Origin of the sequence: Candidatus Phycosocius bacilliformis, assembly GCF_003112735.1 — a bacterium.
In the GTDB taxonomy this organism is placed as follows: Bacteria; Pseudomonadota; Alphaproteobacteria; order Caulobacterales; family Aquidulcibacteraceae; genus Aquidulcibacter; species Aquidulcibacter bacilliformis.
Genome location: NZ_BFBR01000002.1, coordinates 90,103 through 109,370 on the forward strand (window position 1 = coordinate 90,103; position 19,268 = coordinate 109,370).

A 19,268-nucleotide genomic window follows, 5' to 3' on the forward strand; every position below is an offset into this window, starting at 1 on the left:
CCGAATCGTACCCCCCATAATCAGCTAACAGACGGGCTTCCCCTTGACCGATACACCAGATACTGACGGCCTTGATCCGAACGAACCTAACCACCCTGGCATGGGTCCGCAGGACGGGGTGGTCGACACCAAGGGCATCACCCCGGTCTCGATCGAGAATGAACTTAAATCCTCCTATCTCGACTATGCGATGAGCGTCATTGTCGCCCGGGCGCTGCCAGATGCGCGAGACGGCCTCAAGCCGGTGCATCGGCGCATTCTCTATGCGATGGGCGAAGGTGGCTACACGCCGGACAAAAAACATGTGAAGTCATCGCGTATTGTCGGCGACGTGATGGGTAAATATCACCCCCATGGCGATAGCGCGATCTATGATGCAATGGTGCGGATGGCGCAGGACTTTTCCATGGCCCTGCCGCTCATTGATGGCCAGGGTAATTTCGGCTCGATCGACGGTGATCCTCCCGCCGCCATGCGTTACACCGAAAGCAAGCTCGCCAAAGTCGCGATGGCGCTGCTTGATGATATTGATGAGTCGACCGTCAATTTTCAGGACAATTATGACGGGTCCGAGCGGGAGCCCGTGGTGCTGCCTGCCAAATATCCCAATCTATTGGTCAATGGGGCTGGCGGTATCGCTGTGGGGATGGCAACCAATATTCCCCCGCACAATCTGGGCGAAATTTGCGATGCCACTTTGGCAATTCTCGAAAATCCATCCATCTCGGATATGGAACTCCTTGATATTGTTCCTGGGCCTGACTTCCCGACCGGGGGCGAGATTGTCGGTCGGGCAGGGGCGCGCAATGGGCTTTTGACCGGGCGGGGCTCGGTCATTATGCGGGCCAAGACCTCGGTTGAGACCCTACGCGGCGAACGCGAAGCCATCATCATCTCGGAAATTCCCTATCAGGTGAATAAGTCCGCCATGATTGAGCGGATTGCCGAATTGGTGCGCGAAAAGCGCATCGAGGGGATTTCGGGGCTACGAGATGAGAGCGACCGTCGCGGCATGCGCGTCGTGGTCGAGCTTAAGCGCGATGCCTCAGCAGAAGTCGTGTTGAACCAGCTGTATCGCTATTCCCAGCTGCAAACCTCGTTTGGCGTCAACATGCTCGCCTTGGTTGGCGGACGGCCGGTGCAATTGTCGTTGCGCGGCCTGATTGAGACCTTCTTGAATTTCCGCGAAGAAGTTATTGCCCGACGCACGCGCCATCGCCTCAATAAGGCGCGCGAGCGTGGCCATGATTTGGTGGGTCTGGCCATTGCTGTGGCCAATATTGACGAAGTCGTCCGCCTGATCCGTGAGGCCCCCGATCCAGCAGCTGCCCGCCTAGCGCTGACCAGTCGGGATTGGCCAGCCCATGATCTGGCCCCGATCATTCAATTGATTGCCGATCCGCGCTCCGTCTTGACCGAGGCGGGTACCATTCGCATGAGTGAGGATCAGGCGCGCGCCATCCTCGACTTGCGCTTGCAGCGTCTGACAGGGCTTGGACGTGATGAATTGGCCAATGAGGTTCGCTCCTTGGCTGCACGTATTGCCGATTTGCTGGACATTTTGCGGTCCCGTGCGCGGGTAATCGACATTATCCGCACCGAGCTCACCCATGTGCGCGACACCTATGCCGTGCCGCGCCGGTCCAGCTTCATTGAAGCTGACCTTGATTTGGAAGATGAGGATTTCATCGAACGCGAAGACATGGTGGTGACGGTGTCGCACGCAGGCTATGTTAAGCGCACCTTGCTGTCGACTTATCGCACGCAAAACCGTGGCGGGCGAGGTCGGTCGGGCATGGAGACCAAGGATGAGGACTTTGTGGTCCGCTTGTTTGTCGCCTCGACCCACGCGCCCATTCTCTTCTTCTCGTCCAAAGGGCTGGTCTATCGGGAAAAAGTCTGGCGCTTGCCGCAAGGCGACCCCCGAACCAAGGGCCGCTCGATCGCCAATATCCTGCCGATCGACAAGGATGAAAAGATCACCACTGTCATGCCGCTGCCTGAGGATGAAGACAGCTGGGGCAATCTGGAACTGATGTTTGCCACACGTAAAGGCAATGTGCGGCGCAATTCGCTGGCTGACTTCCAGCGTGTGGCGCGCGGTGGCAAGATTGCCATGAAGTTTGATGACGCCGATGACCAGATCGTCGATGTGGCCATTTGTTCACCTCAAGATGATGTGTTGCTCACCACCAAAATGGGGCAATGCATCCGCTTCCAAGCCACCGATGTGCGCGTGTTTAAGGGCCGGGATTCCACCGGCGTGCGCGGCATTAGTTTGGGTGAGGGCGATGAAGTCATCGCCATGTCCATCCTGCGCCACGTCGAGGTGACGGCTGAGGAACGCACCACCTATATCAAACAATCCCGCTCAGTTCGCGGTGAGGAGGTTGATGCCTCAGCCAATGTTGAACCGATTGAGGAATTGGCCGAGGGCGATGCCGGACCCGCTCAATTGTCGCCCGAACGCTATGCAGAATTGTCTGCGCGAGAGCAATTTGTCCTTGCGGTAGCCGAAGAAGGTTTGGGCAAGCGGGCATCATCTTATGAGTATCGGGTTACCAATCGAGCTGGCAAAGGCATTGTCGCCCATGACTTATCGCGTCGCGGCGGCAAGCTGGTTGCCGCTTTCCCCGTCGAGGAAACTGACGAAATCATGATGGTGACAGATGGTGGCCAATTGATTCGGACCCGTGTAGATCAGATCCGACGGGCTGGTCGTTCCACACAGGGTGTAATGATTATCCGCGTCTCAGAAGGCGAGCGGGTCGTCTCAGTTGAGCGTTTGGCCGATGTGGGAGGCGAGGAGCCTGAAGCAGACGCTGGTGCCAGCGAGATGGGGCCTGACAGCGCCAATAACTGACGGGGCAGTCCTGCACCGCGTGGGAGAAAGAGGATGCGTGTTGGTCTTTACCCTGGCACGTTCGACCCGATCACATTAGGTCATCTGGATGTGGTTGGCCGGGCAATTAAGTTGTTCGACAAATTGGTTATTGGCGTGGCGATCAATCGCGACAAAGGCCCATTGTTCACGTTGGAAGAACGTGTGGCAATGGTAGTCAAGGACACCGCCCAATTTGCGCACTATGGCGAGATCGAAGTCCGCCCGATGGAGGGGCTTCTTATCAGCTTTGCCGAACAGGTTGGTGCCTCGTGTATTGTTCGCGGTCTGCGGGCAGTCTCGGATTTTGAATATGAATTCCAGATGGTGGGGATGAACCAGAAGCTGAACCCGGAAATCGAGACCGTGTTTTATATGGCCGATGTCCAGCATCAAGCCATTGCCTCGCGCCTGGTCAAAGAAATTGCCCGTCTTGGCGGCGACGTGACACCTTTTGTCAGCGCCAATGTTGTCCAAGCTTTGAAGGAGAAGTTTCCGTGAGACACACCCGTTTTGGCCCGGTTTTTGAAGGGCTGACTGGCATTGGTCGGATAAATTTGGGTCGGCGAGCTCTGGCGCTTGGGTGCTTTGGTGCCGTGATTTTGGGCGCAACTGCCCTACAAGCACAATCGTCGGCTCCAGCGCTTAAAGTGGTTCCCATGGGGGAGAACCCGCAACCGAAAAAAGCGCCAGCTAAGAAGGCAGCGCCAGCGGCGAAGGCCCCAGCGCCGAAAGCGCCTGCGCCTAAGGCCGCTCCTGCCGCGGTAACGCCGGCTCCCAAAGCGGCACCGAAAGCGGCAACATCGGCTCCACCTCCGGCACGGCCCGCGCCAAAAGCTGCGGCACCAGCTTCAGCACCCGCCAACCCGGCGGCATCCGCTCAAGCCAAGCCGGCACCAAAGCCTGCCGGTGGCGTTGCGGATTGGACGACATCGCCAGCAAGCCAAGCCCCAGTCAGCACCCCCACCGTGCCATCACGGGCAAGCTTTGCCCCTGAAGATTGGCGGGCTTTGAATCCTGAAAACACCTTGGTGTATGATACGACCAAGGGGCGCATCATCGTGGAATTGGCCCCAGAAATGGCACCAGGTCATGTCGCGCGCGTGAAGATGTTGACCCGCCAAGGCTTTTATAATGGCCTGTCATTCCACCGTGTCGTGAGTGACTTCATGGCCCAAGGCGGGGACCCTAAGGGCGATGGGACAGGTGGTTCAGATCAACCTGACCTGAAGGCTGAGTTCAATTTCCGGCGCGGTTCCGGCACGAATTTTGTCCGTGCGGTTGACCGGGGCGGGGCCAGCATTGGCTGGATCGGTACGATACCTGTCACCACCCAGATTGATGCGTTGATGGAGCGGACGTCGGATAAGCGGGTTGCGGCATGGGGTAATCATTGCCCAGGCGTGGCCAGCATGGCCCGCAGCAGCGAGGAAGACTCGGCCAACAGCCAGTTTTTCTTAATGCGGGCAGCCTATCCCACACTTGATCGGCGCTATACGATCTGGGGGCGGGCGGTGATTGGCCTTGATGTGATCCGGTCTTTCAAAGTCGGTGAGCCAGTGGTGGACCCAGATCGTATGCTTCAAGTGCGCGTTTTGGCGGATATTCCAGAGGCTGACCGTCCGGTTATCATGGTTCAGCGCACCGATGGGCCCGCATTCCAAGCACGGCTCAAAGCCACGCTGGAACAACGTGGGGCCGCCTTTTCCAATTGTGACCTGACACCTGAAGCTCGGCTGGCCCGCTAAAGCCTAAGCCTGCGCTGCAGATCAATGGCTATGCCCCGGCAGTCGGAAGGTGTAGAGGGCTCGCCAACATGGAGAGCATGATGAGCTTGGATCCCGAAAATACCCTTCTTCTTGAACTCAACACTGGTTCAGTCACCATTGAATTGCGCCCCGATCTGGCCCCTGGCCACGTGGCGCGTATCAAGGAATTGGCGCGTGAAGGGTTTTATGACGGCATTATTTTTCACCGTGTGATTGACGGTTTCATGGCCCAAGGTGGGTGTCCGAATGGCTCGGGCATGGGTGGTTCTAAAAAGCCTGACCTGCGCGCAGAATTCAACGAAGAGCCTCATGTAGAGGGCGTGTGCTCGATGGCGCGGACGAATGCACCGCATTCGGCCAACAGCCAATTCTTCATCTGTCTGGATGATGCCACCTTTCTAGATCGCCAATACACCGTCTGGGGTAAGGTCGTTTCCGGGATGGAGGCTGTCCACGCTTTGCCTAAGGGGGAGCCTCCACGCCAGCCCGGCAAGATTATCTCAATGAAAGTCGCTGCTGACGTCGCATGACGACGGGTGGGATCGACCCGGCGGTCCAGCACAGGCTGGACCGGCTGGCGGCGATCGGACAGGCACTTGCGGCACATCCTGGTGGTCTGGCGCTTTTGGCACTTGGGTCTTTAGGCCCTGATGTGGCGCGCGCGGATGCCTATTCAGACCTTGACTTCTTCGCGATTGCCGAACCTTGGGCGGTGGCAGAATTACGGGATGATTTGGGTTGGCTTGCGGCTGTCTGCCCGATTGTATTTGGGTTTGCCAATACGCCAGATGGCTCGAAAATCCTGTTCGAGGACGGCTTGTTTGCCGAGTTTGCGGTATTTTGTCCTGAACAATTACCGCATATTCGGTTTGAACCCGGTCGCATCGTCTGGGCGCGCCCAGGACTGGATGTCGCCCAATTTACCCCGCTGCGACCAGCCGAGAAGACCGATCCTGATTGGGCCATCCTTGAAGCTCTGACCTGTCTGTTGATTGGTTTGGGCCGGTTTCGCCGCGGTGAAGTCCTCGCCGCACATCGGATGATCCAAGGTCACGCGCTGGATCTGACCTTGCTGGCGCGCCAGGCATTGGCACCATCACCCGATCAACCGGCTATGCCTGTTGAGGCATGGCAGCGCTTAGATCCGTTTAATCCTGCCCGTCGGATTGAGGCGGTGGCACCCGACCGGATATCTTGGTTGCGCGCGGCATGTGCGGGCTATGGGCAGTCCGATCATGCCGCTCAAGCCATTTTGACTGAATTGGGTCAACTTGGCCCCTTGCCGCCTGCGCTTGTGGCCGCAATTGAGGCGCTTCTGTAATCCTGTTTGGACCCACGCCATGCTGCTTTCGGAATTCGACTTTGACTTGCCTGAGGAATTGATCGCTTTGCGTCCAGCGGTCCCGCGTGACTCGGCCCGCCTTTTGGTGTCCCAGCCCGGTCAGATGATTGAGGATTCTGTGGTGTCGGCTTTGCCCGGTTTTCTGCGGGCAGGCGATGTTCTGATCTTCAACGACACGCGCACCATTGCCGCATCGCTGAAAGCCACGCGTGCGCCGCGTGGCCCGATCGGCGGACCGGTCCAGATTGATCTAAATCTGCACCAACGTGTGGACGAGGCCAGTTGGAAAGCGTTTGCCCGGCCGGCTAAACGGGTGGCAATCGGCGACGTCCTCGATCTTGCTCAGGACTTGCGCGCCGAGGTGATTGATCTGGGAGAGGGCGGGGAAGTGACGTTGCGCTTTTCTGTTGCCGGAGATGCGCTTGCTCAAGCCATTGGCAGGGTTGGGGCGATGCCCTTACCGCCCTATATCGCCCGCAAGCGCGACATTGATGACCAAGATGCCGAGGATTATCAAACCGTCTATGCTCGGGCGGAAGGCTCAGTCGCCACGCCAACCGCAGGTCTGCATTTTACACCCGACTTGCTGGCCGCCCTTGATGCCGCCGGCATTGAGCGGCACTGGGTCACCTTACATGTCGGCGCAGGCACGTTTTTGCCCGTCAAAGTCGACAAGATCGAAGACCATGTCATGCATTCTGAATATTATGAGGTCAGTCAGCAAACCGCGCAGGCCATCGCGAGGGCGAAGGCCGAGGGGCGACGTGTGATTGCTGTAGGGACAACAAGTTTACGCACGTTGGAGACCATCGGGCAGTCCGATGGGCGCATCAAGGCTGGCAGCGGCGACACCGCAATCTTCATCACACCGGGTTATCGGTTCAAAGTGGTTGATGGCTTGATGACCAATTTTCATTTGCCCAAATCGACGCTTCTCATGCTTGTTGGGGCTTTAATCGGCATGGAGGGTTTGCGCAGCGTCTATCGTCATGCCATTGAGAGCCGCTACCGCTTCTATTCTTATGGGGACGCGAGCCTTCTGTGGAAGGCCGATCCTTTCTGAGCCCACATCTGTCATGCGCTTTACATTCACCTGCCACGCCACCGACGGCCATGCCCGGACCGGTGTGCTGTCGACCCCGCGCGGAGACATCCGGACCCCTGCCTTTATGCCTGTGGGCACAGCTGCCACTGTGAAGGCGATGAGCATCGACCAAGTCAAATCGACTGGTGCGGACATTTTGTTGGGAAACACCTACCATTTGATGCTGCGGCCTGGGGGCGAGCGGCTGGCCCGCTTGGGCGGGCTGCATCATTTCATGGGTTGGGATAAGCCGATCTTGACCGATTCAGGGGGATTTCAGGTCTGGTCGCTGGCCGGCTTGCGAAAAATGACTGAAGCCGGTGTTGAGTTCCGGAGCCATATCGACGGGTCTCGACACATGTTGACTCCCGAACGCTCGATTGAATTGCAAGCCGATTTGATTGGCTCGGACATCATCATGCAATTGGATGAATGCACCACCTTTGGCTCCAGCCATGAGGAAGCCCTTGTCAGTCTGGAATTGTCTGCTCGTTGGGGGGAGCGTTCCAAGGTCGCCTTCGGCGGGACCCGCGCGACACAAGCACTCTTTGGGATTGTTCAAGGCTCTGTGTTCCCCGATTTGAGGAAGCGGTCGGCCGACGCCCTCAAATCGATCGGCTTTGATGGATATGCGATTGGGGGATTGGCGGTTGGAGAGGGCCACCAGCTCATGTGTCAAACCCTTGATGTCACCGTGCCTGAACTACCTATGGATCGGCCGCGCTATTTGATGGGCGTGGGAAAGCCGATTGACCTCGTTGAAGCGGTCCACCGCGGCGTGGATATGTTTGACTGCGTCCTGCCCACACGCGCAGGACGGCATGGTCAGGCGTGGACTTGGGATGGGCCGATCAACATTCGCAATGCACGTTTTGCCGAAGATCCAGATCCGATTGATCCAACCAGTACCTGCCCGGCGAGCAGTCGGCCATCAAAAGCCTATTTACACCATTTGTTCAAGGCCGAAGAGATCCTCGGCCAGACACTATTGTCGTGGCATAATCTGGGCTTCTATCAGGACCTTATGGCGGCCATGCGAGCGGCCATTGCCAAAGGACAGTTTCAGGACCTTCGGGCTCGATTGCGCCAGCGTTGGGGGTTTGCCCCGCTCGACTAGCGCGTTAACAGCTTTTGGATTGGGCAAGGCCGCGCAGAAAGGCGCGGCGAACCATGCCGCGCTGTTCTGCTTCTTCATAGCGCCGTTCCGCTTTGGAGGCACCGGTTAGCATGCGAACAAGGCCGCGTTGCGGCACCAGCATAGAACCGACTCCGCGAACGGCTTCGCTGGCACCATCCTTGGCCGCATCTGTTCCCCGTTCAGTTACACTGCGATCATCATGGCCGGGGGCAGGGGCCACGTCCGCCGGAAGCACAGCATTTAATTGCTGCAGTTCGTAATTTATCCACGCGCATGAGGTGTCGGCCGGCATCGCATAGGGGTCAGATATTCGCGCCAGCGCCGGCGGGATTTTGCGCCGAACCATGCCGACATCACGCAAGGGTTGGACTGCCACATCCGAGGCCGTTGACCTCAAATCATCATTAGCTTGCCCCCGCACCGAACCTTGTTTGTCAGCTTGGCTATGGGTTGATGAGCTGGCGCAGCCAGTAATTGCCAAAACAGCCGTGAACATGATCCACGCCAGCTTTGTGGAGCGGCGTCCAAGAGATGGGGTGCATTGTGTGCGAGGTGGCGAGGTGATCATGGTTCTAAGTCCACTCAAGTTCGTCAAGGTTACGGTCGCCCCTTGGTGTGACTTGCCTTGTCTTGGCAGGATCGGTCAAGTCTTGAAGACATGGCCTGTCAAATAGGAACCCACACACTTTCGCGGCGAGGGCAGGTTAGAGGTCCGGCAGTCTTGATCGCTGAGCGCTCCGCGATTGAATCATTGAGGGGCATTGACTGTGCGCAGGTGTGTGCGTATCAGCGCCGCTCCAAACCGGACCGCGGAATCGCGGCATTCCCAGATTGGGAGCCTGTAGCTCAGCCGGTAGAGCAACTGACTTTTAATCAGTAGGTCCCGGGTTCGAACCCCGGCGGGCTCACCATCCTTCCGTATCATGATGGTCCAAGATTTCGTGTTGATCGGGCGTCTTTGCAGATCCGTGCTAGAACATTGACTTGGCTCGCAACCCGGCAACCCAGAACAGCATTGCGTCCTTGCTGCAACACTGTGGCGATTTACACGCAAAATTGCAGAACTGATCATGACTAACTGTTTAGCAAGTGGTTGACCTCTCGATTTCATCGTTTAATACGACTCAGGAGCGTCCAACCGGACGTTACGATATATGAGGGAAATAGACCCATGAAGAGAAATTGGCTTTGCGCCTCTGCGGTGCTCGCATTGGCAGCAGCGCCTGCCATCGCATCGGCTGATGGTTGGTATGGCAGCGCAGGCACTGGCTATAGCATCGGTGGCAGCGTTGATATTGATGCGCCTGTGAATCCGTCGGGCGTCGGCCAGTCTCCATACATGATTGGCAAGCCTGCCAAGGGTGATGGTGGCTGGGGCGGCAATATCGCTCTTGGCTATGGCTTCGATAATGGCTTCCGGGTTGAAGCCGCCCTCGCAAAAGGCAACGCTGGCTTTAAGAACAGCGGCAATGGTTCGACCGTCGGCAACATCGGCGTGTGGACCGCGATGGTCAATGGCCTGTATGACTTCAACCGTGATGGCAACATCAACCCATTCGTGGGTGCCGGTGTCGGTTTGGCCCGCGTTGATCTGCTTGCTGGTTCGTTCGATCAAGCCAATGCGTCGAGCCCATTGCTGGCTCTGAGCCGCGCCTCGTCTGTGTCGATCAATGACAGCGACACCGGGTTTGCTTGGCAGCTGATCGCAGGTTTGGGCTTGAAGCTCAGCGATCGTTTGAATGCTGACATCACCTACACTTATGTGAACGTGGCAGATCTGTCCTTCGCCGGCACGGGCCGGGTTCGTTCGAACAGTTTTGGTGGTTCAACCACGTCTCCTCTGACCTTGGGTGCAGGGTCGGGTACCAGCGGTCTGCCAGGGATTGGCGGGTTGGGTCTGGGTCTGCGTTATTCTTTCGCAGCTCCGCCAGCTCCACCTCCACCACCTCCTCCTCCGCCACCCCCACCACCCGTGTGTGATGGCCGGTCGCTCGTGGTGTATTTCGAGCACAACAAGTCGTTCCTGACCGCAGAAGCGACCAGCGTGTTGGATAACGCGGTGTCGGAATTGTCGTCTCAGAGCTGCAACTACCGCACCGCTCTGATCCAAGGCCACACCGACTTGTCGGGTAGCCCACAGTACAATATCGAACTGTCGCAAAAGCGCGTGGTTGCGGTCCGTGAGGCACTTGTGGCCCGTGGCGTCCCAGGCGATCTGATGACTGGTGAGGCCTTCGGCGAATCCAAGCCAGCCAAGCCAACTGCAGATGGCGTCAAGGAACCCTTGAACCGTCGTGCAGAGGTGACCTTCACCTTCCAATAAGGTGTTTGGTTCGATCTAGAATGGCGAAGGCCCGGCAGCAGTGCCGGGCCTTTTTCGTGCGTGGTATCGCAATTGGTCGGAAAACTCGACTTGCAGCCCAAGGGTTTCGGATCAAGGGTTTCGGCTCAAGGGTTGCGGGCAGCCTTGCCGGTCTGACCGAGCAGCGAGGTTGAGGTTTACGCGCTGGAGGGCAGGTGACTGCCAGCCCGATAGCTATGATCGCCACGTTGAAGAATGTCATCAGACTCCAGAATGTCTCCGGGTGCATGACTTGGGGCGGCTTCTAGAGCGTGATAAATCGGCGCAAAGTCTTGTGCCGTTGCGTCAAACAGGTCTTGGAAATCAGAAATTTCGAAATAGGTTTCCTGAAAATCATCAATCCGATAACGGGTTTGCATAACCCTGCGCAATTCAAAACGCAGCCGATTGGGTGAGGGTGATTGCAAACAATAGCTGCTCTCAGCCGGTGACGACAAAATGCCGGCACCATAGATTCGCGGACCGTCAGCTGTGCTGATCAGACCAAATTCAACTGTATACCAATAGAGCCTGGCCAAGGCATCAAGGCTGTTGAAGCTCAATGCCCGCAGGCCGCCCTTGCCATAGGCCTGCATATAATCGGCAAACACCGGATTGGTTAGCAGGGGGACGTGGCCGAACACATCATGGAACACATCTGGGGCTTCGATATAGTCGAACTCAGCTTCTGACCGAATGAAATTGCCGGCTGGAAAACGCCGATTGGCCAAATGCTCGAAAAACACAATGTCAGGAATGAGACCGGGCACAGCCACGATGGTCCAGCCTGATATGGCTTCAAGCTGCCTATTCAAGTGCCTAAAGTCGGGAATGCCCTCACCATGCAAATCCAAAGCCTCCAGCCCTGCCAAGAAGGCGTCACATGCCCGGCCGGGCAGGATTTGCATCTGCCGTTCGTGCAGGCGGGTCCAACGAGCGTGCTCCTCGGCCTGATAGACGGCCCAATTCTGGTCAATGGTCCAGTCCGCAGCCGCCTGTGGCGGGGGTTTGGCATGCATGTCCTGCGTGTTCATGTGCTGACCCCGCCTTGAATTTTGGCTCTAGTTCAGTTTCAGGCCTGGTTTGCGTACATAGGCCCGACCGTCGAAATCGGTGAAAAGTTCAGCAACCGTCGGGTGTTCCACAGGTTCGCCCGAGGTGTCCGGCAGAAGATTTTGCTCTGACACATAGGCAACATAATGGGTTTCGTCGTTTTCAGCCAAGAGATGATAAAATGGCTGATCCTTGCGCGGACGCAGATTTTCCGGGATGGCTTGCCACCATTCTTCTGTATTGGCGAATTGGGGATCGACATCGTAAATGACGCCACGGAATGGAAAGAGCCGATGGCGCACGATCTCTCCAATCTTAAACTTCGCAGTCTGGTTCAGCATGAGAGGACGCTCCTTTCCTGATTCCAAGAGTTATGCATGAAGGCGGCGAGGTGCAAGCAGGTGCTGGCATGCATCCGCAGAGATTGCCCTTATCCAACTTAATGTTACGATGGAAACAACACAGCGCCTAATCGAGGCGCATGCAGAGGTTTGACATGGCCGGCGGCCTAAATTCGCCGGGGCGGGGGGGCGTTAGGCGTCCAGCCCAAGGCGGCCAAACGTCACAGGATGCAGCCGCTTGTTATGCAGCGCTGGATCTTGGGACCAATAATTGTCGGTTGCTGGTTGCCCAACGGGCCCCCGGGGGCTTTCGTGTGGTCGATTCATTCTCGCGGATTGTCCGCTTAGGCGAGGGGCTGTCGGCCACAGGTATGTTGTCGGATAAAGCCATGCAGCGGACGTTTTCTGCTGTTATGGCCTGTTCGGAGAAACTGGCACGGCACCGACCCGCCCGCCTGCGCTGTGTGGCAACCCAGGCTTGCCGGGCCGCGCGCAATGGACCCGCCTTTTTGAAGGAAATCACAGCCAAGACCGGCATCCGTTTCGAAGTGATCAGCCCTGACGAGGAAGCCCGTTTGGCTGTCATAGGATGTGCGGATCTATTTGATCCAACTGGGATTGGGGCGCTGGTGGTCGATATTGGCGGGGGCTCCACAGAATTATCCTGGGCGATCAATCGAGGCCGTGACCAGCGACCCAAGCTCGAACATTGGTTTTCTGCCCCGATCGGGGTTGTCACCTTGGCCGACCAGTTTCCCGAGCATGAGGATACACGCCTTTGGTATCGGGCGATGAAGCAATGCGCCGCCGATCATGTCGCAGGCTTTCGGGCCCCCGACAGTTTGCGAGAGCATTTGCTGAGCGGTAAGGCTCATATCGTCGGGACGTCCGGTGCCGTCACCAGTTTGGCCGGCGTGCATTTGAAGCTGCCGCGCTATTCGCGCCATTTGGTTGATGGCTTATGGATCAGTGAGAGCGAGACACGCGCAGCGATTGAGCTTTTAGCAGCGCGTGACCGGGCTGGACGGGCTGCAGAACCCTGTATCGGACCCGATCGGGCTGACCTGGTGCTGGCAGGTGCTGCCATTCTCGAGGCAATCTTGGATCGCTGGCCCAGTCTGCGCTTACGTGTCGCTGATCGCGGCCTGCGTGAAGGTTTGATCCTCACGATGTTACAACCAGCCCGCCGTCGGCGCAGGCGCAAGAGGACGCGAGCATGAGTTGTGACAAGATCAGAGGTCGGCGCGGCAGCAAGCCACCGCCACCACCGCCAGGTGAGCGCCGCCGCCGCGTGGTGTTCGATGTCGGCCAAGCCGATGCTCGGGCAACACCCACGCGGGTTAAAACCAGTCGCAAGCGGACCCCCCAATCTGCCCGCTGGCTCGAACGGCATTTGAATGATCCATATGTGCATCAAGCCAAGCTGGATGGGTGGCGTGCGCGGTCGGCGTATAAGCTCATCGAGTTGGATGAGAAGTTCGGCCTAATCCCTCGGCAGGGTCGGGTTATTGACCTTGGCGCTGCCCCCGGTGGCTGGACCCAAGTCGTGGCTCAACGCGGCACAACGGCATTGGTGGGCATTGATTTGTTGGCGATGGATCCGATTGAGGGTGCCATTCTTGTTCAAGGCGATTTTCTGGCTGAAGGAATGGAGAATGAGCTTTTGGCTTTGCTGGGCGGGCCACCTGACCTTGTGATGAGCGATATGGCGGCAAATACGGTTGGCCATAAACAGACCGACCATTTGCGTACTGCGGCCTTATCGGAAGCTGCTGCCCGCTTTGCCATGCGGGTGCTGGCACCGGGTGGAGCCTTTGTCGCCAAAATGTTCCAAGGCGGTACCGAGACAGATATTCTGGCCGAACTCAAACAGAAGTTTCGCCAAGTCCGTCACGCCAAACCACCCTCGAGCCGGGCTGAGAGCGTGGAACTTTTCATGGTGGCCACTGGCTTTAAGGGCTAGATGGGCTGCCTTACCTGAAGTGCCTGACCGGTGTGTGCAACAAAACAACACAAAACTTTTGACTGTCTTGCCAAAATCGCCACCCGCGCCATAAGGCAAGCACGTTTCGAGGAAGAGCCATGACCAATCGTATCTGGGACAAATCACGACTGCCAAGCCGCCATGTCACGCTGGGACCCGCCCGAGCACCCCATCGGTCCTATTATTACGCCATGGGGCTTGGCACACGCGATATTGAAGCCCCATTTGTTGGCGTGGCATCGTGTTGGAACGAAAGCGCACCATGTAACACGGCACTGATGCGACAGGGCCATGCCGTGGCCGCAGGGGTCAAGGAGGCAGGTGCCACCCCACGTGAGTTTTGTACCATCACTGTCACGGACGGGATCGCCATGGGCCACGAGGGCATGCGCTCGTCTTTGGTATCGCGCGAGGTGATCGCCGACTCGGTTGAGCTGTCGATGCGGGGACATTCTTATGATGCGCTGGTCGGTGTGGCTGGCTGTGACAAGAGCCTGCCTGGCATGATGATGGCGATGTTGCGGCTCAATGTGCCCAGCGTATTTCTCTATGGCGGCTCAATCCTGCCGGGCAAGCACAAGGGCCGTGACATCACGGTGCAGGAAGTGTTCGAGGCGGTCGGTGCCCATGCGGCAGGCCGGATGGATTTTGAGGAATTGTGTGAGATTGAACGCCATGCTTGCCCCAGTGACGGGGCGTGTGGCGGCCAGTTTACGGCCAACACCATGGCCTGTGTCGCAGAAGCGATTGGTCTCAGCTTGCCTTTGTCCTCGTCTTTGCCCGCACCCTATCTCGACCGGGATCAATATGGGGTGGCGTCTGGCCATGCAGTGGTGGACTTGATTGTCCGCAATCTGCGCCCGCGCGACATTTGCACCCGGGCGGCCTTCGTCAATGCCGCGGTTGTGGTTGCTGCAACCGGGGGATCAACCAATGCGGCGCTTCATTTGCCTGCAATGGCCCATGAGGCGGGTATTGAATTCACCCTGAAAGATGTCGCAGACGCGTTCCGTTTGACGCCCTGGATCGCCGATTTGAAGCCCGGTGGCCAATATGTGGCCAAAGACATGGGTGAAGCAGGCGGCATGCCGATGCTGTTGCGCGCTTTGCTTGATGAAAATCTGATTGATGGCAATTGCCTGACAGTCACCGGCAAGACTTTGGGCGAAAACATTGAGGAAGTGACGTGGAACCCGGACCAGAAGGTCATCCGGCCAGTGAAAGCACCCTTGACTGAGAATGGGGGTGTTGTGGGCTTGTGGGGGTCGATGGCTCCAGAAGGTGCGATGCTGAAAATTGCCGGTCTGGCCAATCTGACGTTCCGCGGGCCGGCCCGTGTGTTTGATGGCGAGGAGGCCTGCTTTGAGGCGGTTTCCAAGGAAGCCTTTGAGGCTGGGGAAGTTCTGGTGATCCGCTATGAAGGTCCGCGCGGTGGGCCAGGCATGCGGGAGATGTTGTCAACCACGGCAGCTCTTTATGGTCTGGGCCGGGGCGGGGACGTTGCCCTGATCACTGACGGGCGCTTCTCGGGTGCAACCCGGGGCATGTGTATCGGTCATGTGGGGCCCGAAGCTGCAGTCGGTGGGCCGATTGCTCTGGTTGAAAATGGCGACATTATCGCCATCGACGCACAAGCCGGGACCATTGATCTTGAAGTGCCGGAAGAGGTGCTAGCCAAGCGGCGGGCTGCTTGGAAGCCACGCAAGACCAATTATAATTCGGGCGCGATTGCCAAATATGCCAAATTGGTCGGTCCGGCCTATCTGGGGGCGGTCACCCACGAAGGTGCTGCGGCTGAAACCCATCAATATGCCGATATTTGAGGCCTAGCTGCGCGGTCTGACAGCCTCGGTACCTTGACGGGCCAGGCTGTCGGCTCGCTCGTTCATCGGGTCACCGGCGTGGCCCTTTACCCAGCGCCAGTCGACCTTATGCTGTCGGCTGGCCGCGTCCAATCGCTGCCAGAGGTCTGCATTGAGGACAGGCTTACCGTCAGCTTTGCGCCAGTTGCGTGCTTTCCAGCCGTGAATCCAGCCCGTGATGCCTTGGCGCACATATTGGCTATCGGTATATAGCACTACCGGGCAGGGCCGCTTCAGGGATTCCAAAGCCATAATGGCAGCCATCAGCTCCATCCTGTTATTGGTGGTTTGTGCTTCCCCGCCGAATATCTCTTTTTCCACACCGTTGAACACCAGAATCGCTCCCCAGCCGCCGGGACCGGGATTGCCTGAGCACGCCCCGTCAGTATGGATTGTTACGTGGGAATCCTGTGCCATGATGTCCTTCCTGCCCTGTGTTTAGGAAGCTTCTGGGCATTCTCAAAGCCCTGTGACTGCGTGATCGCAGAAAGTCCTTGCAATCACATATAAAGATATGTTTATATCTTCATGTGAGGATTGGGCATGGAAACCATCGTTGACATTGTGCGCGCCATTGGCGAGCCGACACGGTTACGCATTCTGGTGCTACTCGCGCGGGGCGAGATGGCGGCCGGGGAAATGTCCACGGTTCTAAACCAGAGCCAGCCGCGTGTATCGCGCCATTTGAAGCTTTTGGCAGAGGCCGGGCTGCTGGAGCGTCGTCCTGAAGGGGCTTGGGTGTTTTTTCGGTTAAAGACCGATGGGCCTGCTGGTCGCATCATCCAAGCAATCTTGGCCGAAGTTCGTGGTGATGATCAGATTCTTCAACGTGATCTTGAACGCCTCGGTTCTGTTCAGGCCCAACGAGAGGCTGTCGCGCAGGCTTATTTTGAATCCGCGGCCGATGAGTGGCATGCCCTGCGCCGCCTGCACCAGCCCGAAGCCCTTGTTGAAGCCCGCCTCAAAGCTGCTGTCCAGGGGCAGCATTTTGATCTGCATATGGATTTGGGATCTGGCACGGGGCGGATGATTGAACTGTTCGCCCCGCAAGTCCGCCGGGCAGAAGGGGTGGATTCCAGCCGCAAAATGCTGGCTTTGGCCCGTGCGCGATTAGATGATTCAGGAAGTGGCCAGGCATCTGTGCGTCAAGCTGATATTCTGGGACTGCCTTACGAAGATGGTTGCGCTGACCTCGTGACCATTCACCAAGTGCTGCATTATCTGCCAGAACCCCAAGCTGCGATCAAAGAGGCGGCCAGAGTTTTGAAAGCCGGTGGCACGTTGTTGATTGCCGACTTTGCCCCGCATGGGTTTGAGGAATTGCGCGAGCTGCACGCCCACCGTCGCTTGGGTTTTGAAGATGGAGAGGTGGCGGGCTGGTGTGAGGCCCAAGGCCTCACGGTCACATCAATCGAGCATATTGCCCCTGAAGCTGGCCAAGCTGGGCTGACGGTGACTTTGTGGCACGCCCATGCACCTGCCCACCGATCGGTTGCGCCCACTGAAAAGGCTTTTGAAGTTAAGGTAAATCCATGACCCAACCGATTATTTCATTTGAGTTTTTCCCGCCGAAGTCTGAGGCAATGGAGGCGCGCCTCTGGGATGCAGTGTCGCGCCTGTCGCCCTTACAACCCGACTTTGTGTCGGTGACTTATGGCGCGGGGGGCTCAACCCGCGAACGCACGCACCGCACCGTGAAGCGGATCATTGATGAAACCAATCTCAAGCCCGCAGCCCATCTGACCTGCGTGGCGGCCTCGCGCAGCGAAGTTGATGAGGTGCTGCAATCCTATTGGGATGCTGGGGTTCGCCACATCGTTGCGTTGCGCGGGGACCCGCCAACAGGTGTGGGTACAGAGTTTGTTGCCCATCCAGACGGCTATATCAATGCCACCGAAGTGACCGCCGCTGCCCGCCGAATTGGTGATTTTGACGTGTCGGTCAGCTTCTATCCAGAAAAACACCCAGAAAGCCCCAGTCTGGCCCATGACATTGATGTGCTGAAAGCAAAGATCGATGCAGGCGCCACCCGCGCGATCAGCCAATTTTTTTGCGAGCCTGGCGTCTATTTGCGCTTCCGCGATGCAGCGGCCAAGGCTGGCGTCACCATCCCGCTTTTGCCGGGCATCATGGCGGTCGGCAATGTCGCAGGCTATATGCGGATGGCCCATTCTACCGGAACCTCTGTGCCGGCTTGGTTTGCAGAAGCCTTTGACGGACTTGATCAAAACCCTGAAGTCCGCGACATGGTGGCCGCCTCGGTCGCTGCCGATCTGTGTCTCAAACTTCAAGCCGAAGGCGTGGACCGTTTCCATTTCTACACGCTCAACCGGGCTGAGCTGGCCCTGGCGACGTGCCGTCGCTTGGGGCTCAAAACCCCGATCATTGAAAGGGATGTGGCATGACCACACACATGACACGCCAAGATCGCTTGGCCCGGATCGAAGCTTTGGCTGAACAGCGCATCCTTATTCTGGATGGGGCGATGGGCACCATGATCCAGACGTTTAAGCTGGAAGAAGATGATTATCGCGGGACGCGCTTTGCCGACCACGGCCATCCTCTCAAGGGCAATAATGATTTGTTGGTGCTGACCCGGCCAGACATCATCTACGGCATCCACGAGGCCTTTCTGCAGGCTGGGGCCGACTTGATCTCGACCAATAGCTTCAATGCGACCACGATCAGCCAGGCTGATTATGCCATGGAACCCTTGGCCTATGAGCTCAATCTGGAAGCCGCTAAACTCGCCCGCAAGGCCTGTCTTGCTTATGAGACCCCTGAGGCTCCCAAGGCAGTTGTTGGGTCGATTGGACCTACCAATAAGACGCTCTCGCTGTCGCCAGATGTGAATGATCCAAGTTTCCGGGCAGCCTCCTTTGATGAAATGGTGACAGCCTATCAGGAACAAACGCGCGGCCTGCTCGATGGCGGGGTCGATTTCCTCATGGTGGAAACTATTTTTGACACGTTGGTGGCTAAAGCGGCTCTCTATGCCATTGCCGAGGTGCTTGAAGAACGCGGTGAGACCGTTCCGGTCATGATTTCAGGCACGATTACGGACCGCTCGGGCCGGACTTTGTCGGGCCAGACAGTTGAAGCCTTCTGGAACGCTGTTCGCCATGTGAACCCTTGGTCGATTGGGTTGAATTGCGCGCTCGGCCCCAATGAAATGCGGCCCTTCCTGGCCGAATTATCGCGTGTGGCGACCTGTCGGGTCTCCGTCTATCCCAATGCCGGTCTGCCCAATGCCTTTGGTGGCTATGACGAGACGCCCGATGACATGTGCCATACCATGACGCCATGGGCCGAAGAGGGGCTGGTCAATGTGATGGGGGGGTGCTGTGGCACCACACCTGATCACATACGTCACATCGCCCACGCCGCCAGCCATGGTAAGCCGCGGGTCGCGCCTGTGGTTGAAACTGCCTTGCGCCTGTCTGGCCTTGAACCCTTTACCGCTGCAGCTTGAT

18 protein-coding genes and 1 tRNA gene are annotated in these 19,268 nt (G+C 57.6%); 15 read left to right on the top strand and 4 right to left on the bottom strand.

What is annotated here, in order from left to right; genetic code table 11:
• Positions 1-100: 100 nt before the first annotated feature.
• From gyrA to tgt, 7 genes are all read left to right on the top strand, one after another.
• Positions 101-2,863: a DNA gyrase subunit A gene (gene gyrA / locus PbB2_RS03730; RefSeq protein WP_108983974.1), complete on the top strand. Its 2,763-nt coding sequence runs from the start codon at positions 101-103 to the stop codon at positions 2,861-2,863.
• A 33-nt stretch (positions 2,864-2,896) separates the two neighbouring features.
• Positions 2,897-3,382 carry a pantetheine-phosphate adenylyltransferase gene (coaD, locus tag PbB2_RS03735; protein WP_108983975.1) on the top strand — a complete coding sequence of 162 codons (486 nt, stop codon included), beginning with the start codon at positions 2,897-2,899 and terminating at the stop codon, positions 3,380-3,382.
• Positions 3,379-4,629, top strand: a complete 1,251-nt coding sequence (locus tag PbB2_RS16205; RefSeq protein WP_238164838.1) for a peptidylprolyl isomerase — start codon at positions 3,379-3,381, stop codon at positions 4,627-4,629. Before coaD ends, PbB2_RS16205 begins: the two co-directional genes overlap by 4 nt.
• Before the next feature lie 80 nt (positions 4,630-4,709).
• A complete protein-coding gene (locus tag PbB2_RS03745) occupies positions 4,710-5,180 on the top strand; it encodes a peptidylprolyl isomerase (protein ID WP_108984278.1) in 471 nt (156 codons plus the stop codon).
• Positions 5,177-5,971: a hypothetical protein gene (locus PbB2_RS03750; protein WP_238164839.1), complete on the top strand. Its 795-nt coding sequence runs from the start codon at positions 5,177-5,179 to the stop codon at positions 5,969-5,971. The genes PbB2_RS03745 and PbB2_RS03750 overlap by 4 nt, the downstream gene beginning before the upstream one ends.
• A 19-nt stretch (positions 5,972-5,990) precedes the next feature.
• The gene (queA, locus tag PbB2_RS03755) at positions 5,991-7,055 is read left to right on the top strand and encodes a tRNA preQ1(34) S-adenosylmethionine ribosyltransferase-isomerase QueA (RefSeq protein ID WP_108983976.1); all 1,065 of its coding nucleotides are present in this window, start codon (positions 5,991-5,993) and stop codon (positions 7,053-7,055) included.
• Between the two features lie 13 nt (positions 7,056-7,068).
• On the top strand, positions 7,069-8,193 hold the full coding sequence (tgt, locus tag PbB2_RS03760) for a tRNA guanosine(34) transglycosylase Tgt (protein ID WP_108983977.1): 1,125 nt from the start codon (positions 7,069-7,071) through the stop codon (positions 8,191-8,193).
• A 4-nt stretch (positions 8,194-8,197) separates the two neighbouring features.
• On the opposite strand, the gene PbB2_RS03765 is transcribed toward tgt, so the two are convergent.
• Positions 8,198-8,710 carry a hypothetical protein gene (locus PbB2_RS03765; RefSeq protein ID WP_133245702.1) on the bottom strand — a complete coding sequence of 171 codons (513 nt, stop codon included), beginning with the start codon at positions 8,708-8,710 and terminating at the stop codon, positions 8,198-8,200.
• Between the two features lie 339 nt (positions 8,711-9,049).
• Between PbB2_RS03765 and PbB2_RS03770 the strand changes: the two genes are divergently transcribed.
• Positions 9,050-9,125 (top strand) — tRNA-Lys (locus PbB2_RS03770).
• A gap of 260 nt (positions 9,126-9,385) precedes the next feature.
• Positions 9,386-10,537 carry an OmpA family protein gene (locus PbB2_RS03775; RefSeq protein ID WP_108983979.1) on the top strand — a complete coding sequence of 384 codons (1,152 nt, stop codon included), beginning with the start codon at positions 9,386-9,388 and terminating at the stop codon, positions 10,535-10,537.
• A gap of 176 nt (positions 10,538-10,713) precedes the next feature.
• Here the strand turns inward: PbB2_RS03775 and phhA are convergent, their stop codons facing one another.
• Both phhA and hspQ read right to left on the bottom strand, forming a co-directional pair.
• The gene (gene phhA / locus PbB2_RS03780; protein WP_108983980.1) at positions 10,714-11,589 is read right to left on the bottom strand and encodes a phenylalanine 4-monooxygenase; all 876 of its coding nucleotides are present in this window, start codon (positions 11,587-11,589) and stop codon (positions 10,714-10,716) included.
• A 27-nt stretch (positions 11,590-11,616) separates the two neighbouring features.
• Positions 11,617-11,949, bottom strand: a complete 333-nt coding sequence (gene hspQ / locus PbB2_RS03785; RefSeq protein ID WP_108983981.1) for a heat shock protein HspQ — start codon at positions 11,947-11,949, stop codon at positions 11,617-11,619.
• Between the two features lie 155 nt (positions 11,950-12,104).
• On the opposite strand from hspQ, the gene PbB2_RS03790 reads away from it, so the two are divergent.
• From PbB2_RS03790 to ilvD, 3 genes are all read left to right on the top strand, one after another.
• Positions 12,105-13,169: a Ppx/GppA phosphatase family protein gene (locus PbB2_RS03790; RefSeq protein WP_238164840.1), complete on the top strand. Its 1,065-nt coding sequence runs from the start codon at positions 12,105-12,107 to the stop codon at positions 13,167-13,169.
• Positions 13,166-13,912 (top strand): RlmE family RNA methyltransferase, encoded by a 747-nt coding sequence (locus PbB2_RS03795; protein ID WP_108983983.1) that lies wholly within the window; start codon positions 13,166-13,168, stop codon positions 13,910-13,912. The genes PbB2_RS03790 and PbB2_RS03795 overlap by 4 nt, the downstream gene beginning before the upstream one ends.
• Before the next feature lie 119 nt (positions 13,913-14,031).
• Positions 14,032-15,756, top strand: coding sequence for a dihydroxy-acid dehydratase (gene ilvD / locus PbB2_RS03800; RefSeq protein ID WP_108983984.1), 1,725 nt, complete (start codon positions 14,032-14,034; stop codon positions 15,754-15,756).
• A gap of 3 nt (positions 15,757-15,759) precedes the next feature.
• Here the strand turns inward: ilvD and rnhA are convergent, their stop codons facing one another.
• The gene (gene rnhA, locus PbB2_RS03805; protein WP_108983985.1) at positions 15,760-16,212 is read right to left on the bottom strand and encodes a ribonuclease HI; all 453 of its coding nucleotides are present in this window, start codon (positions 16,210-16,212) and stop codon (positions 15,760-15,762) included.
• A gap of 126 nt (positions 16,213-16,338) precedes the next feature.
• Here rnhA and PbB2_RS03810 point away from each other — a divergent pair, with 126 nt between their 5' ends.
• The 3 genes from PbB2_RS03810 to PbB2_RS16390 are packed head-to-tail and all read left to right on the top strand — an operon-like array spanning position 16,339 to position 19,267.
• Positions 16,339-17,331 (top strand): ArsR/SmtB family transcription factor, encoded by a 993-nt coding sequence (locus PbB2_RS03810; RefSeq protein WP_108983986.1) that lies wholly within the window; start codon positions 16,339-16,341, stop codon positions 17,329-17,331.
• A complete protein-coding gene (gene metF, locus PbB2_RS03815) occupies positions 17,328-18,200 on the top strand; it encodes a methylenetetrahydrofolate reductase [NAD(P)H] (protein WP_108983987.1) in 873 nt (290 codons plus the stop codon). The genes PbB2_RS03810 and metF overlap by 4 nt, the downstream gene beginning before the upstream one ends.
• Positions 18,197-19,267 (top strand): homocysteine S-methyltransferase family protein, encoded by a 1,071-nt coding sequence (locus PbB2_RS16390; protein WP_305790436.1) that lies wholly within the window; start codon positions 18,197-18,199, stop codon positions 19,265-19,267. The genes metF and PbB2_RS16390 overlap by 4 nt, the downstream gene beginning before the upstream one ends.
• Position 19,268 lies beyond the last annotated feature (1 nt).